The organism is Pseudoalteromonas sp. R3, from assembly GCF_004014715.1.
Lineage (GTDB): Bacteria > Pseudomonadota > Gammaproteobacteria > Enterobacterales > Alteromonadaceae > Pseudoalteromonas.
Window position 1 is genome coordinate 1,222,851 of the sequence record NZ_CP034835.1, and the last position, 16,298, is coordinate 1,239,148.

14 protein-coding genes are annotated in these 16,298 nt (G+C 47.7%); 10 read left to right on the forward strand and 4 right to left on the reverse strand.

Features of this window, described 5'->3' with window-relative positions; all coding sequences use genetic code 11:
• Entirely contained in the window at positions 1-750 is a 750-nt protein-coding gene (locus tag ELR70_RS10210) for an alpha/beta fold hydrolase (protein ID WP_054016507.1), read from the forward strand.
• 33 nt (positions 751-783) lie between these two features.
• Positions 784-1,545: a hypothetical protein gene (locus ELR70_RS10215; RefSeq protein WP_054016508.1), complete on the forward strand. Its 762-nt coding sequence runs from the start codon at positions 784-786 to the stop codon at positions 1,543-1,545.
• 102 nt (positions 1,546-1,647) lie between these two features.
• Here the strand turns inward: ELR70_RS10215 and ELR70_RS10220 are convergent, their stop codons facing one another.
• Positions 1,648-1,923, reverse strand: coding sequence for a hypothetical protein (locus ELR70_RS10220; protein WP_054016509.1), 276 nt, complete (start codon positions 1,921-1,923; stop codon positions 1,648-1,650).
• A 244-nt stretch (positions 1,924-2,167) separates the two neighbouring features.
• Here ELR70_RS10220 and ELR70_RS10225 point away from each other — a divergent pair, with 244 nt between their 5' ends.
• A complete protein-coding gene (locus ELR70_RS10225) occupies positions 2,168-2,917 on the forward strand; it encodes a transporter substrate-binding domain-containing protein (RefSeq protein ID WP_054016510.1) in 750 nt (249 codons plus the stop codon).
• Positions 2,918-3,123: 206 nt separating this feature from the next.
• Here the strand turns inward: ELR70_RS10225 and ELR70_RS10230 are convergent, their stop codons facing one another.
• Together ELR70_RS10230 and ELR70_RS10235 are read right to left on the reverse strand one after the other, a co-directional pair.
• A complete protein-coding gene (locus ELR70_RS10230; RefSeq protein WP_128064562.1) occupies positions 3,124-3,477 on the reverse strand; it encodes a hypothetical protein in 354 nt (117 codons plus the stop codon).
• 180 nt (positions 3,478-3,657) lie between these two features.
• Positions 3,658-5,688, reverse strand: a complete 2,031-nt coding sequence (locus ELR70_RS10235; RefSeq protein ID WP_054016511.1) for a winged helix-turn-helix domain-containing protein — start codon at positions 5,686-5,688, stop codon at positions 3,658-3,660.
• Positions 5,689-5,950: 262 nt separating this feature from the next.
• On the opposite strand from ELR70_RS10235, the gene ELR70_RS10240 reads away from it, so the two are divergent.
• The 4 genes from ELR70_RS10240 (at position 5,951) to ELR70_RS10255 (ending at position 10,959) form a co-directional block, all read left to right on the forward strand.
• Positions 5,951-8,218 (forward strand): DUF5916 domain-containing protein, encoded by a 2,268-nt coding sequence (locus ELR70_RS10240; protein ID WP_054016512.1) that lies wholly within the window; start codon positions 5,951-5,953, stop codon positions 8,216-8,218.
• Between the two features lie 102 nt (positions 8,219-8,320).
• Positions 8,321-9,226, forward strand: a complete 906-nt coding sequence (locus tag ELR70_RS10245) for an SMP-30/gluconolactonase/LRE family protein (RefSeq protein ID WP_054016513.1) — start codon at positions 8,321-8,323, stop codon at positions 9,224-9,226.
• 67 nt (positions 9,227-9,293) lie between these two features.
• On the forward strand, positions 9,294-9,875 hold the full coding sequence (locus tag ELR70_RS10250; protein WP_054016514.1) for an ATP-binding cassette domain-containing protein: 582 nt from the start codon (positions 9,294-9,296) through the stop codon (positions 9,873-9,875).
• 7 nt (positions 9,876-9,882) lie between these two features.
• The gene (locus tag ELR70_RS10255; protein ID WP_054016515.1) at positions 9,883-10,959 is read left to right on the forward strand and encodes a DUF6136 family protein; all 1,077 of its coding nucleotides are present in this window, start codon (positions 9,883-9,885) and stop codon (positions 10,957-10,959) included.
• A gap of 51 nt (positions 10,960-11,010) precedes the next feature.
• On the opposite strand, the gene fadE is transcribed toward ELR70_RS10255, so the two are convergent.
• A complete protein-coding gene (gene fadE, locus ELR70_RS10260) occupies positions 11,011-13,461 on the reverse strand; it encodes an acyl-CoA dehydrogenase FadE (protein ID WP_054016516.1) in 2,451 nt (816 codons plus the stop codon).
• A 209-nt stretch (positions 13,462-13,670) separates the two neighbouring features.
• Between fadE and ELR70_RS10265 the strand changes: the two genes are divergently transcribed.
• From ELR70_RS10265 to ELR70_RS10275, 3 genes are all read left to right on the forward strand, one after another.
• Positions 13,671-13,961 carry a DUF6419 family natural product biosynthesis protein gene (locus tag ELR70_RS10265; protein ID WP_054016517.1) on the forward strand — a complete coding sequence of 97 codons (291 nt, stop codon included), beginning with the start codon at positions 13,671-13,673 and terminating at the stop codon, positions 13,959-13,961.
• A 62-nt stretch (positions 13,962-14,023) separates the two neighbouring features.
• A complete protein-coding gene (locus tag ELR70_RS10270; protein WP_054016518.1) occupies positions 14,024-15,157 on the forward strand; it encodes a 4-phosphoerythronate dehydrogenase in 1,134 nt (377 codons plus the stop codon).
• 1 nt (position 15,158) lies between these two features.
• The gene (locus ELR70_RS10275; RefSeq protein WP_054016519.1) at positions 15,159-16,175 is read left to right on the forward strand and encodes an aspartate-semialdehyde dehydrogenase; all 1,017 of its coding nucleotides are present in this window, start codon (positions 15,159-15,161) and stop codon (positions 16,173-16,175) included.
• Positions 16,176-16,298: the final 123 nt, after the last annotated feature.

Below are 16,298 nucleotides of genomic sequence, written 5' to 3' on the forward strand. Positions count from 1 at the left end.
ATGACAAAGTCTCCGTATTACTTTGCACCTAAGCCATTGCTTAATCCTCGTGCACGGATTTTTTGCTTTCCGTACGCGGGGGGCACCAGCAGTATTTACTTTGACTGGCCAGACTATTTTTTCAGCCGGCAGATTGAAGTAGTGGCAGTCAGTCTGCCAGGGCGCGGTGCGCGCTTTGGTGAGCCATTTGATGCCAGCATTGAGGCGGCCATAACTAATATGGTTGACGAGTTTGTGCCCTATCTGGACAGGCCCTTCTATCTGTATGGTCACAGTAATGGTGCGTTATATAGTTATGAATTTGCTCGTCAGTTACTTAATCGCGGACAGTTGCTAAATTGTCGGCGGGTATTTTTGGGCGCAAAAGCCGCGCCCCGAATTACCTATCGTCGCGACCCGCTTCACTTGTTGAATGAAACGGATTTCAGGCAGGCACTGGCTGAGCTGGGCGGCACACCACAGGCGCTGCTGGCAGATGAGCAGTTACTGGCGTTGCTGTCACCTATGTTGCGCAGCGATTTTAAGCTGGGATTCGATTATATGTCCACAGAGCCTCAGCAGCGCATGCAGCAACTTCCCGCCACGCTTATTTATGGTACACAGGATGTGGATGTGGGCGCCCAAGCGATGTCTGCATGGCGCGAGTTACTACCACAGGCTGAGCTGGAGTCAGTCGCCGGTGGCCACTTTTTTATCCATCACCAACAGGCCTCACTGGTCGATCTGCTCTTGACGCGGATCCCAATGTAGCCGATAAACGGAACTAGAAAAGGATAGACAACAATGAAAATACTTTATTCACTGGCTTCTGCCGTGTCGCTGCTGGTCAGCGCACAGGCAGGAGCCGCAGTAGTCACGGATAGCGGAGTTAAAAAACACGCAATGGAAACATCAACACTGAACATTTTATACATGGGCAACAGTCACACCAAACGTCACAGTGTGCCCGAATTTGTCAAAGCCATCATTGAAGCATCCGAGCCGGGGATTCAGGTTAGCTATCAAATGGCGCCCGGGATCTTATTTCTGGATCAGCGCTGGGATCATGGTCCGAGCCGTAAGATGTTAAAAGACACCTCATTAAGCCATGTGGTATTGCAGGCGCAAAAATACTCACAAAGCCGCAGAAAGCTCTACTCAACCAAAGAGGCGAAAAAGCTGGTTGCGCTGGCGAAGGAGCATGGCACCCAGGCCGTTATGTTTCCTGAGTGGGGGCAAAGAGGCCGTCAGTGGGAAGGCCAGTATGTGCATGATATTTATGCAGGCATAGCAAAAGAGTCAGGCGCATGTATTGCACCCGTTGGTTTGGTGTGGGATAAGTTTTTATCGGAGCACCGTATGAACTTACATGCTATGGACGGTAACCATGCTAATGACAAAGGCGCGTTTCTGGCCGCGCTGGTGTTATCGCAAAGTATTCTTGGTCGTCCGGCAGATCAGCTTGCAGTCACCACAACCGCGCCTGTTGATGCTAAGTTACAAAAGCAAATGCAACTGGCAGCGGCCAGTTTGTTTAAAGCTGAAGCTACCGCCTGTACGTCATAGCATGTTTAGATCCGATGGCTGTTTGCCATCGGATTTGCCCCGCTGCCCTTTGTTAGGCACTTCAGCCAGAGGTTTTAACTTTGCAAGGAATTCGGCTATTAGTTAGCTGATAACCCATGCTTCGTAGTAGTGGCTACCGTCTTTGAGAGCGTAAGTAAATAAGTTGTCATTCGAGTTCCATTGACTTCTATAACCTCCACCCCAGTCTTCAAGTGTAGTGATTAGGTGGCTAAACTCATACGGCTCCAGGTGGACTATTAACTTTTCATAGAATTGACTGATTTGATCATCATTACTGCCATGAGCTGCTGCCGCAGCATCGGTCACTGCATTCGTCCAATACTCCTGACTCATATCTGAAAGTGGTAACTTTGCCATAATTAATTTCCTTTAATGTTGAGACGAGTCTACGACTCGTGTTTGTGAAAAAAACGTACTAATTATGTTGCGTTGAAAGGTGTAGCAGTCTAGGTGTTAGGCAGCAATTACACTGGATTACACGTCGAGTGTGCCGGACACCCAACCCATACCTGTAAGGTGCAAAGCTAGCGCAAGTGACCTCACGCTTCTATAATTTAACTAAATTCCTTGTACTGCATATTGCATCATGTTCAGGATCATATTGCTGTTATCTTTAGTCTGGCTGCTGCACGCTCGGGCCACAGAACCCGTGCGCATTGCAACGGGTGAGTATCCACCGTTTACCGGCAGTAAGTTGCGGGACGACGGATTCGTTAATCATGTTATCCGCTTGGCATTGACGAAAGAAGGGTATCTGGCACAGTTTGACTATTTACCCTGGAAGCGCAGTTTTCAGGCGACTCAGCAAGGTCAGTATGAGATGGCGTCATACTGGGTCTGTGAGACTGAATATCAGCAACATTTTTATTGTAGTGATGAGCTTTATCGTGGTCAGCTGCTACTGTATTTTCGTGCAGATACGCCGCTGCCAGATTGGCGCACTATTGACGATCTGAAACCCTATCGGATCGGTGCCATTTTAGGCTATGAATATGTGCCCGAGTTTCGCAAGGCGATTGAAGAGGGCGAGCTGGATGTGATTATGGTCAGTAATGACCGGCTCAATCTGAATATGTTGCTTAACGACCGCGTGGACTTGATCCTGCTCAGTGACACGGCAATGCAAAGCCTGTTGACCAACCACTTTCCTTCCTTACAAAAAGATAAGATCCGGGCACACCCCAGACCATTTTTAAATTATCGCGCTCATGTCTTATTCCCAAAACTGAAAACAGGCAGTCTTTTGTTACGCGACCAGTTTAATCGGGGGCTGCAAACACTCAAAGCGTCAGGTGAATTTGAACGCCAGTGGCAGCGGTTACTGAATGGGGAGTTTGTTCCTGAGCGTTAGTTGTTATAAAAAGTGAACAGGCTTTCCAGTCCGCCTGATGAAGTGTCAGAGGCAATGTTACGGTGAAATATAGCCATTTGTTTATTATGTGTATTTTTATTTTTATGAATTAATTCATGAATTTTCCGATGGTGTTGTAATTCGTTTATAGTGTGTTAACTTGGAGCGGCTTTAACAAACATAAGGAAATTAAAATGAAGTTAAATCTAAAGAAGAAAAGCATCAAATCGTTGAGTTCGGACAACAAAAAACTCCCTAATGCAGCAACGCCCGCGGTTGCTGGTGGAACATTCACACAATACGAATGTGATACGGGCAGTTACTGCAATACTATGCATTGCTTTACGAATAAAGATCAGGGTTGTAACTCTCAGCTTTATACCTACCAGGGGACAGGTTGCTGCAGAACCACCCTGTGCTAAGTTCAGTTGAGTAACGTCGTGTGCGTAAGCCATGATGCAAAGGGAAACTCTTTCAACAGGTGTTATTCCCATAATGGTTTTATCGACACATGGCAAACGCAACAGGCTCATCATTCGGTGTGAGCCTGTTGCTTTCATTTTTCTCCATACACTGCTGTGATGCGCTACTTTCTAATATCAGCCAAATACGCTAATTCTTTCACTGGGCCTTAATCCAGGCTGGATTTCATAGCTCTATACCTGACCTGCCCAGTTACCTCAGGGTGACACAGTCATAGTCAGGTTAGAGCCAAATTTTGGCAAACCAGATTCGATTTTTTATTTGGCGCTTAATCGCTTGATGTCTCCTTCAACCGATTCCATTTGGGCTATCAGTAAAGTGCCATCGGCAGCAATATCGTAGTGCCAGAGCAGGTTTTGTGTTTTCAGAAGCTCAGGTTTCGCGGCGCCATCCAGCGCCAGTCGCCAGATATGATCCGTTTTTGACCAGGCGCTTTGCCAGTACAAATAACCATCTTTGAGTCTGGGGTTGGTTATCTGGTGGTATGCCCTGGGTTCAAGAGAAGTGATTCTGGTTTCCTCCATGCGCGCAGCGGTTAGTTCTGTACTGCGATAAAGTGCGGAGTCTTTAAAGATGAGCCAACTTTGAGCCCGATAGTCATACATCAACATATCTGATACCAGTGTAAAGCGGCGCTGCAATTGACCCGCTTTGTTATAAAGCAAAACGTCATGACCGTCCGTTGCCCACAGTGTGTCTGCATCTATCCAGCCAAAATGGCGAAGTGAGCGCGATAGGGCAGGAGTGAAGGTGTGCACTACTGTTGAGCGGTCTAGTAGTAGCAAGCGGGCCTCCCGGTTAGCCAGAATATGGGCATTATCCGGGCTCCAGGTGACAAAGTTGACGTAATCACTGCCCTTGTGATGGGTCAGCTGAACTACCTTGTCATTGCTATGCAGGTATATTTCACACGCGCCGGTACGGCGTGACATAAATGCCGTTTCTCCCAGGCTGTTAGTGACCGGCAGATAATCATGGCTGGAGCTCGAAAAAATGGGCAGGTCGTCTTTGTCGCGAATATTCACCTGCCAGTTTTCGGCAGCACTGAAAATATAGCCCTGTTCGTCAACACTGAGACTGCTAAAGATCCCCTGCGGTGTCGAGATGACCTGATATTGATGCCCATCACGCGTTGTGGCGATCAGGTTATGGTGCTTGCTGCCATCGTTAGTGATCATGCTGTGTTGTTTTGGATCATAGGCAATCAGCCAGACTGGGAAGTTCCAGTGTAGCTGCACTTTGCCATCCAGCGTGATTAAGCGTGAATGCTGAAAGGCATTTTTCACCAAGTAATAGATTTGATTGTCCCAGCCGCGCAACGTGGTGATGAGCTTATCGCCTTCGTTGAGCTTGAGGGGAATAGGAATATATTTATTATTATCAGTATGATACTGATAGGCCTGCATGCCCGTTTTGCTCAATACAGAGACAATAAGCTGATTGTCTGATTGCCAGCTGGGCGCCTGAATACGATAACAAGGCAGGCCTTGAGGGCGGTTCAGCTGCTGACCTTGCGCGTTCACAATCAATAGTTCACAACGGTCGCCCTGATAACGCCAAACTGCCAGCCAATCTTTTTCAGGATGCCAGGCTGGTTTGGCAACACGGCTGTCAAATTGCAAACGCTCTATTGGGTTGCCTTGCTTATCGGTAATAACCAGAGTTTTGAAATCGTCGATATAAGCCAGAAGCGATTTACTGGCGTGGGCGGCGACATCAAACTCCAATCCCAATTCATAGGTGATATCCGCGACCTCATATTGCGGGGCAGTTATGGTTGCTGGTGCAGAGGAAAAGTAGGCGATTGCACTGAAGCAGGCCGTGATAACAGGGAGTGCCATCATAAATGCACGTTTTCTGCCGGTCATGGTCGGTTTCGTGACAGCATCGTTTTGTAAAGCAACGATGGTGTGCCCATTATGTTGTGGTGCCTGTTTTAGCGAGGCGCTCTGCAGCACAGTCACTGGTGCGATAAACACATAGCCCCGTTTGGGCACGGTCTTAATAAAGCTAGGGCTTTTGGCACTGTCATTGAGTACTCTGCGCAATTTGGTAAGCAGCTGGTACAGGCTGTTAGACTCAACAATGGTGTCTGGCCATAGTGCTGTGTTTAATGCTTCACGAGACAGGACCTTATCAGGAGATGTAACAAAGAGTTCAAGGAGCCTGGCAACCTGTGGCTCTAGCTTGATAGCAACCCGGCTTTCGGGGGCGCGCAACTCATCCTGGCTGGCATCAAACTGCCAGGATAGAAAATGGTATTGCTGAGCGCCAGTAGATATCGCCATGATGGTTGTTTCCTTAGTTCTTGTTGTAGCCTGTTGCCGCTGCAATGCGGTGCCCGCACCTGAGTCTGGATCGTTTGTTCAGATGACTGATTCAGAAGCCGGCTTATCAGATGTCACGCATTCTGTTTGCTGAAACTAACCTAGTTCAGAACAAAGTCAATAATCATCAGGGGTTGATCACCTTTATTCAGGAAACTTTCAGCTTTTTTAAGGCCCATTTCTGATGCAATGAATGGCAATCAGTCATATCGGAAGCAGTCATATGAAACAGCACTATTTAACTTTGTGTATCACCGCGGTATTGGGCAGTCAGTCACTCTGGGCAAACGAAATTCACAATACAGAGGTAAATCTCGACGGCCGCCTGGATGAAAAACAATGGCAATCTGCTCGGCAGTTTAAGCAATTTTATCAGGTGGTTCCGGCGACACTGACAACGCATACAGACAAGGTCCATGCAAAAGCATTCAGCAACGCAGCGGGTGTTTATATTGGTATTGTTAACTTTCAGAGCAGGGCAAACAGACAAAAGCAGTTTAATATTCAGGATGCCTTTATGCAGGCAGAATTCAATCGCATCGTGGTGGATTTCGCGGGCGATGGTAGCGGTGCTTATGAATTTGCTGTGACTCTGGGTGGTGGCACGCAAGATGCTGTATTGACACCGCAGCTAACCAAAGACGGTGACTGGGATGGCGACTGGCAGTCTGCAACGTTTGAAGCCGATGATTACTGGTCTACTGAAGTTTTTATCCCCTGGCATACTGTGTCTTTTTACAACCCGGCTCAAGGTACGGAAAGTGCGCTTGGGGAGATTGGCGTGTCAATACAGCTGTATGATCTGGGAAAAAATTATATCTATTCAAATCAAAAACAAACAACCAGTAATAGCGATTTTTATCTGGGCATGCCAAAGTTGAAATCGGCCATTCCAAAACATAGCCAACTGAGTTTTGTGCCCTATTTTAGTCATCAGCAGCATTTTGCCGAACAGGTCAAAAATAACAGCGAAAGCGATGTGGGTTTTGATCTGTTTTATAAACCGAATCATCATCAGAAACTGTCGGTGGCGGTTAACCCGGACTTTGGTCAGGTTGATAGTGACGAAGTTGATATTAATTATAGTGCAGTAGAAACACTACGCAGCGACAAACGGCCTTTCTTTACTCAGGATATTGCTGTGTTTAGTGTCCAGGCTTTGCAAGATACTAAGCTGATCCATACTCGGCGTATTGGGGCTGGCAGTGATGATGGGCGGGAATTTATCACCCCTATCGATTTGGCTACCCGTTTTGTTCATCAGGGAGAGACGATGCAGGTCGGTGCCTTTGCGGTAAAAGAGGATGACCTGGACAGCGACGCCGGTAAACGCTTTTATGCGGCCCGCGCCAAGTATCGGCAAAAGCACTGGCAAACAGGTGTGCTGACCACGCATACAGACCGGCCATGGCTGGACCGCCAAGCCACCACTATGGCCTGGGATAGCCAGTATCAAAGTGCCACCTGGTCATTTCAGGGCGCTTTACTTGCTAGTCAGGTCGAGCAGCAACAAAAGCAAACGGGCAATGGTGCATCATTGCAACTTGGGTATCAGTTTTCTCCCAATACAAACCTGGAAGGGCGTTATCTTAAGCTTAATAAAAGTTTTGATAACAGTGATTTAGGGTACTCGCAGCGTAATGATTGGCAGTATAGTGAAGCCAAATTCAGTCATGCGATTAACACTCAAAGCGACTGGTTAGCGCGTATCAAGCACTCTTTGACACTCAGTTATGAAGCTGACAGCCAGGGGCTGAAGCTACCGGCTCGGCAGGCCTATCTGAGCCAATGGCTGTTGACAAATGGTGGCCAGATTGATCTGCACCTGGACAGGAACAGCGGTGGCTGGCAGGACAACCTGGGTCGTCAGAGCCAGGCCTTTGAAGTACCTGGTAATTGGGAAACACGGGTGATGTATGTGAGTCCTTACATTGGTAAATTCTCATGGGCCGCCAGTTTTGAGTACGATCAGGAGGGGTTTGATGGGCGCGCTCAGCAGTATGCGGTTGATATGACCTGGTTACCACACCCAAACTGGACCTTGAAATTCAATAATTTCTATCGCACCGGAGATGGCTGGCTGGTGGCAAGTGACACAGATCAGGTCACTCAGTATCAGCGTGATTTCTTCGTAAATAAGATTCAGGTTAGTGGATTGATAACCGATAAACTGGAATTTTCTTCAACACTTGAATGGGCGGTATTAGAAGCCCGTAGTGACGATGTTTACTCCATACAGGCACATCACAGACATCGCCTGAACAATGTGGATACCAGCTTTGAAGATCGTCGCTTGTCCAGTCAATTTAAGTTGCGTTATCGGATGGGGGCGCTGTCTGATTTGTTTTTAGTATATCGGCGTGGTGGGGCCGTGGGCGAAAGTTTGCCAGGTAATCAGATTGGATCAGCACCTTGGTTGGAACGTGCAAAACAGCTTTGGCAATCACCTTCGCAAGACTCAGTGCTGCTTAAGGTCAGGTATAAGTTTTAAAGGAACTGAAGCAGCAGTCCGCGGTATCTGTGTGAATATTTCTCAATTCACACTCTACTGACAACACAGCATACTCAAACTTTTAAGTTTAGGGACAAAGCTATGCAAATAAGACATGCTGTTGTATTGGGCGCTGCGTTGAGCTTGATTGCTTCGTGCGTATCCCGGCAATCGGGTACTGAGTTGTATCAGTCTCAGGATTGGATCTCGGACGGGGTGTTTACTCAGGGGGTAGAAGGTCCGGCCGTAAATCGAGATGGAGTTCTGTTTGCGGTCAATTTTGCCCGACAGGGCACCATTGGCCAGGTGAGCGGACAAGGTAAGGCGGGTTTATATTTGAGTTTGCCACAAGGTAGCACGGGCAACGGGATCCGGTTTGATGCACAGGACACCATGTATATTGCTGATTATACTGGTCACAATGTATTGAAAGTGACACCTGATAAAACGGTTTCTGTACTGGCTCACAACCCAAAAATGTATCAGCCCAACGATTTAGCCATTAGTGATAAAGGCATACTGTATGCCAGTGACCCGGATTGGCAAAACAACAAAGGACAGCTTTGGCGTATCTCACCAGATGGGCAGACACAGTTGTTGCGTGCAGATATGGGTACCACGAATGGCATTGAGGTGAGCCCCGACAATCGCATTTTGTATGTGAATGAGAGTGTGCAGCGCCGCATCTGGGCGTTTGAGCTTGATGAACAGGGGTTTATAGGTGACCCTGAGCTGTTTTATGAGTTTAACGATCATGGTCTGGATGGTATGCGCTGTGACGAAAATGGCAATCTGTACGTTGCCCGCTACGGGGCCGGGGAAGTGGTGATACTGTCACCAAAAGGCCAGCTACTGAGAAAAGTGGCGTTGAAAGGCCAATATCCGACGAATATTGCATTTGGTGGCAAGCAGGGCAAACAGGTGTTTGTGACCATGCAAAAGCGAGGCGCTATCGAAACCTTCACCTCAGAATACGCCGGGCGTTCGTTTAACCGACATACTTTGTAACCACACGCGGATATTTTGTATTGAGGTGTTTTGTTAATATCGGAACGGTTAAATATCAAGGACCTGTATGATAGAAATAAAACACCTCACAAAAGTGTATTTGCATGACCCTGTTTTTTCGGACTATTGTGCCGTGCTAAGTGAGCAGAAGCTCTGTATCGAAGCGCCAAATGGATTGGGTAAAAGCACGCTGTTCAGGATCATTGCCGGGCTGGATGATGCGTTTCATGGTGATGTACTGTTTGACGGTAAGCAGCACTCTGCCATGCAGAAAATCGTGGCCCTCGCCAGTGACTCTATAGCTTTTCCTGATTTTTTGACGGCCAGACAATTACTGCAATTGACAGCGAAAAGCTGGGCAAGCCCCTGGCCTGAGCTAATGATCCGGCAAATGGAATTTGAGGCTTTTTTGGATACCCGTTACGGGGCGCTGTCGTCCGGCAATCAGAAAAAGTGCCAACTAATCAATGCTATGATGAGAAATACACCTTATCTGGTGCTGGATGAACCGAGCGCTGCATTAGATCATGCCAGCGTTGATGTGTTGTTGAGCTGGCTTATTCATCACCCTGCACAAGTGATCATTAGTTGCCATGAACCTCAGCCCTTTATTGAAATTGGCTTTGTAACTCAGTCTCTGTTTGAGTGAGGTGCTGATGTTACATTATTACCAGTATCGTTACCGTGCGTTTCGTGTTGCGCTGGCCGCGTTGTTGCGCCAGCTTCAGCAGTTCTCGCTCATGTTTGTGACCTTATTCTTCATTTTCATCCCTCAGTTGATCATTGGGGTGTTTTTTGGTCTGGGTAAGTTGGTGTCGTTCGACTCGCACGAAGTTGCGATGAAAGTGGCATTTGGTTTCCTGTTACTGCAAAGTTTGCTGCTACAGGCAATTAAGCCCGCCATTACTGATGCCAGACACAGGGCTTATCACCTTACCCTGTTGCGAAGCCGATTTCATCAGATTTCGGCTGACTGGTTGTTGTTATTGGTATGCCACGTACTATTTGGTGCATCCTTGCTCCTCGGTGTGAGCATGGGCACAGTAACATTCCGGGAGGCTCCACAGTTGCCTGGGTTTATGCTGGCACAGTGGCTGTTTGCGCTGGCATTGCTGTACCGCCCGCAAACATTGCTTTCATCATTGTTTGTCGCTTTCGTCGCTGTCTGGCTAGCGCCGGATATTCAGACATACCTTGCAGTGAGTGTGCTGTGGCTCGCTCTGGATTGGGTCAGGCCGAGGCTAAAGCTAGCAGCACCTCAACCTCAGCTTAGTTCTGTCAGCTTTTGGTACTATGTCATCAAAGAGTATCCCTGGATGGTGTTGTGGCGAGCAGGCGCATCATTTCTGGCTCTGTGGGCGGGCGTCATCATGGCTAATGAGCGGCCCGATCTGCTGCATTACTATACTTTGATGATACTTCTGGTGAACCAGTTGTGGTGGTCCAGCTTGTATTTGGATACCAATAAACAAGTTATGGGGCGCAGAGGGTTTTGGCGTAGTCTGGGTCTTGACAGTCAAATTGAGTTTAGCCAAAGCGTTTTGATTTACGGATTATGCCTGGTTAGCTGGCTTGTAGGGGTTGTACTGCTAAGCGCTGAGCTGTATACCGTGTCAGTTGTCGCTGCCTGTCCGCTACTTTTATGGACTCTAAAGCACTATCCGCAGCGTTTTGCTGTTGTCTGGGGCTGTGTCAGTGTGACGCTGATGATGATTAAGGTGTTGTTTTTGTAGGGCAGGGAAACAAAAAAGGCCAGCATGGCTGGCCTTTACATTCGAGACAAGTTACGCGGCGTTCGCGTCTTTTGCAACCACTCTGGCTTTACCAGCCAGCAGGTCGGCCGGATCAAAGTCATCAACATTGATAACGGCCAGTCGCTTCTCTTCAACGGCAGCCAGCTTGTTGGCTTCGTCGTTATTTAGTGCACCACATTCGCGGCCCATTTCGGCCACTTTATCCAATCGCATAAATGGTAGCTTTTCACCTTTGGCGCGACACACTTTGTCAAACAGAGGCTCCACTTCAAGGATGTCTTTCAGGGTTTGCTCTTGTTTACCAATCAGGTTAAGCGGCTCATCACGCAGGTAGATGTGTGAGGCAAGGCGGTCACGGGCTGCGCTTGGTGTTTGCAGCAGTTGCGCCAGTTTGTGCTCCATTTGGTCTGTTGGCTTGCGCACAGGACGACCAAATGGGAACAATACGAGCTTGAGCAAGCCACGTAGCGCCATTGACGGCATGTTGTTAATTAGATCCGCCAATGCACGTTGACACAGGTACAAATGCTCCTGACAGGCCCACTGAACATAAGGCAAATCTTCTTTGCGACGGCCTTCATCGTTGTAACGTTTCAGTGTTGCTGAAACCAGATACAGATAACTTAGCAAGTCACCAAGGCGCGCAGAAATACGCTCTTTACGTTTCAAAGAGCCACCAAATACGGCCATACAGATGTCAGACATTAGCGCCAGTGATGCACTAAAGCGCGCTGCGGCACGATAGTAATCGGCTGTTTCGTCGTTAAATGGTACTTTGCTGAAGCGACCACCAGTTAGAGCCAGCCACTTAGTGCGAACCAGGTTAGAAATGGTAAAGCCAATATGGCCCATTAAAGCCTGGTCAAAGCTGTTCAGCGCTTCTTCTTTGTCTTTGATAGTACAGGCGTTAAGTTCAGCCAGAACAAAAGGATGACAGCGAATTGCGCCCTGACCGTAGATGATCATATTACGAGTCAGAATGTTTGCACCTTCTACCGTGATAGCAATTGGGGCGCCCTGATAGCCGCGGCCCAGGTAGTTATTTGGACCCAGACAGATGCCTTTACCACCGTGAATATCCATTGCATGCTTGGTTGAATCACGCATTTGCTCTGTCAGGTGATATTTCAAAATAGCAGAAATAACAGATGGCTTTTCACCTAAGTCGACAGCACCCGTTGACATGCTCACTGCTGCGTCACTGCTGTAGGCGTAACCACCCAGTTTAGCCAGTGCTTCTTCAATACCTTCCATCTTACCGATAGGCAGTTTGAACTGACGGCGGATACGGCTATATGCACCACTGGCAAGCGCCAAAGATTTAATACCACCAGTTGAGTTAGACGGTAGCGTGATTACGCGACCAACTGACAGACATTCCACCAGCATACGCCAGCCCTGACCTGCCATTTTCGCACCACCAATGATGAAATCAAGTGGTACAAAAACATCTTCACCCTTAGTTGGACCATTCTGGAAAGGCACATTCAGCGGGAAGTGGCGACGGCCGATTTCAACACCTGGCGTGTTGGTTGGAATAAGGGCACAGGTAATACCAATTTCTTTTTTGTCGCCCAGCAGGCCATCCGGATCACGCATTTTGAATGCCAGACCTAGCACAGTGGCAACGGGTGCAAGGGTGATATAGCGCTTGTTCCAGGTTAAGCGAATACCTAAGGTTTCTTTACCTTCCCACTCACCTTTACAGACGATACCGAAATCCGGGATAGATGAGGCATCAGAGCCCGCTTCCGGAGAAGTCAGTGCAAAACAGGGGATCTCATCACCTTTTGCCAGACGAGGCAGGTAATGATCTTTTTGCTCCTGAGTACCATAGTGTTGAAGCAGCTCGCCCGGACCTAGTGAATTAGGTACACCTACAATAGATGAAAGCAGAGTCGATTTACTGGTTAGCTTTTGTAACACACAAGACTGTGCATAGGCCGAAAATTCCAGACCACCGTATTGCTTTTTGATGATCATGGCAAAGAACTTGTTGTCTTTGAGATATTGCCATACGTCCTGCGGTAAATCAGTCAGCTCATGAGTGGCTTCCCAGTCATCCAGCATTGCACATACTTCTTCAACCGGACCATCCATAAAGGCCTGTTCTTCAGCTGTAAGGCGTGGTGCCTGATACTGGTGAAGCTTATTCCAGTTTGGGTTACCACAGAACAAGTCTGCTTCCCACCAAGTAGTACCAGCGTCAATAGCAGACTTTTCTGTTTCAGACATGCTAGGCGTGACTTTCTTGAACGCCTTAAACAACGGCGCAACAATGTATTGTTGACGTAGGTTAGTCATTGATAAGGGAACTGCAATGGCCAAGAAGATAAGCCAGGCAAATGCGCCAAAGGCGCCGGCGAAGGTGCCGATCAGCAGCGTCGCCGCAGCAACACCTAAGCAGGTGTTCCAGCTCGCACGGTGGTAGCAGGCAGCGCTAACCAGTGCGATTAAAGCGAGTGTAAATAAAAGTGTCATGTTGTTATTCCTTGTAAGAGGTCTGACCACATTGGCTAGGCTAGCTTGTTGGACCAGTGATTTCAAGCCTAAAAAGCATCTTATCTTCATTTTAGTTGCTATTTAGTTACCTCGCGAGTTGGTCATATTGGTGTTGTTTTTATGTAATGAGTTTGTAATTTTAAAGATTGCTCCTATAGTTGAAGAGATCATTCTAGGAGGGAATCGTCATGCAATATGGAACATTGTGTGTCGCATCTGCGACGTTTTTTGCTATGCTGCTTTCAGCACATCTTTATCAACCTGCTGTATTCCTTAATCTCGCCAGTTGCGTCTTGTGCGCTATCTATGGGTATCAGGGGGCCAGTATCATTGCCATGTTTTTAGCCTGGTGTAATGTTCAGGCGTTTTTGGTTAGCCCATGGATAAATCTAACCGAACAACCAAGTATTAAAGCACTCGTACTGTTTCTGCTTTGCCTGATGTTCGCAGCTATCAGTATCGGGGTTAGTAAACGTTAGCCTGTTGTCTGGGCTTTGGCTGCGGTACAATAAAGGGTCCGTGTATCGTTTGGGAAGTATGAATGAAGATCCTTGCAGATCAGAATATGCCCCTGGTTGAAGAGTTTTTCTCTGATCTGGGGGAGGTCAGTCGCTTTGATGGTCGCACCATAGTGCCGCACCAGCTGGCTGATGTTGACGTGTTGCTTACGCGTTCCGTCACTCAGGTTGATCAGACACTCTTGGCTGAGGCATCGAAGCTAAAGTTTGTTGGCACCGCAACAATTGGGGTCGACCACATTGACAGGTCATTACTGGCTGAGCGTGACATTGGTTTTGCCAGTGCCCCCGGTTGTAATGCTGTCGCTGTTGCTGAATATGTGATCAGTGCTTTGTATGCCTATGCGCAGCGCAAGGCATACAATCTGCAAGGTAAAAAGCTAGGTATTGTTGGGGTTGGCAATATAGGCCAATGCTTGCACGATAAACTAGCAGCAAGTGGAATCGAGCTGCTCTTGTGTGACCCGCTCCGTCATGAAGCGGGGACTTTAGCGCAGCACATGCCACTTGATGAACTGTTAGCACAAGCTGATATCGTTACTTTCCATGTGCCTTTGATTAAAACCGGTGTTCATCAGACCCGACACATGCTTAATGCTGAACGCATAGCAACGCTTAAGCCTGATATGCTGGTGATCAATGCAAGCCGGGGAGATGTGATTGATAATCAGGCTTTGTTAGAAGCGCTTGAGAACGGCCAAGCAATCGATTTGGTTTTAGATGTATGGGAAAATGAACCCAATATACTAATGCCCTTGTTAGACCATACATTGTTTGCTTCAGTGCACATTGCTGGTCACACACTTGAGGGGAAAGCTCGCGGAACGCAAATGTTATATCAGGCCTTGTGTGATCAACTCGGTATTGCGGCTACAAAGTCGCTTGAGTCGTTTTTGCCAATCCCGGCACTGACATCCTGTTATGCAGAGCATACGCTTAGCGAACTGGAGCTCGGCAGATTGGTCCATCTGGTCTATGATATTCGTCGGGATGATGGCCTGATGCGTAATAATATCAACAGTCAGGGGTTTGATATGTTGCGCAAAAATTACCCACCGCGTCGGGAGTTCAATACCTTGACGGTGCAAAATGCACCTCAGTGTGGTAAGCAGTTACAACAGCTTGGTTTTAAAGTAGTTAATTCGAATGAGGAATAATATGTCGCAGAAATATGATGTGGCGGTGCTCGGTGCAACCGGGTTGGTAGGTAAGCAAATTATTGAAACTCTGGCCGAGCGAAAGTTCCCGGTTGGCAACCTGTATCCTCTGGCAAGCAGCCGCAGTGCGGGTGAAGAAATTGAGTTTAATGGTGAGACGCTCACTGTGTTGGATGTGGCTGAGTTTGATTTTAGTCAGGCACATATAGGCTTGTTTTCAGCCGGTGGCAGCGTGTCGGAACAGTATGCACCAATAGCGGCAGAAGCGGGCTGTGTTGTCATTGATAACACATCACACTTTAGATATGACTATGATGTGCCTTTGGTTGTACCTGAGGTAAACAGTGCCAGCCTGGCTGATTTTCGCAATCGTAATATCATCGCCAACCCAAATTGTTCGACCATTCAAATGATGGTTGCGTTGAAACCTATCTATGATGCCTATGGTATTGATCGTATCAATGTGTCTACCTATCAAGCTGTATCTGGTGCAGGTAAAGAGGCGGTTGAAGAGCTGGCTAAACAAACTGCTAATCTGATGAATGCCCGACCTATGGAAAATGAGGTCTTCACTAAGCAAATCGCCTTTAATGTCATTCCGCAAATTGATGCCTTCCAGGACAATGGCTATACCAAAGAAGAAATGAAAATGGTCTGGGAGACGCAAAAAATCCTGGGCGATAGTAGTGTTATGGTGAACCCGACGGCCGTTCGTGTTCCTGTTTTTTATGGTCATGCTGAGGCAATCCACCTAGAAACACGCATGCCTTACGATCTTGAACATATCAAGCAGTTGTTAAATGATGCTCCCGGTATCGAACTGGTTGAAGATGAACAGGATTATCCAACACCGGTCAGTGACGCCAGCGGTAACGACACCGTGTATGTAGGTCGACTGAGAGCGGATATTTCACATCCACATGGCCTGAACCTGTGGGTTGTGTCTGACAACACCCGTAAAGGTGCTGCAACTAACAGCGTACAGATTGCCGAAGAGTTGATCGCGCACTATCTGTAACGATTGCCGGGCCCGTGAACAACGGCGGGTCCAAATTCCTTTCAAATTCCTTTTCTGTTTGTTCCCATACGGCAGCAATTTGCCACTTTTCACTTCTCATCCGCCAAGTCTGTGTATTTCGTC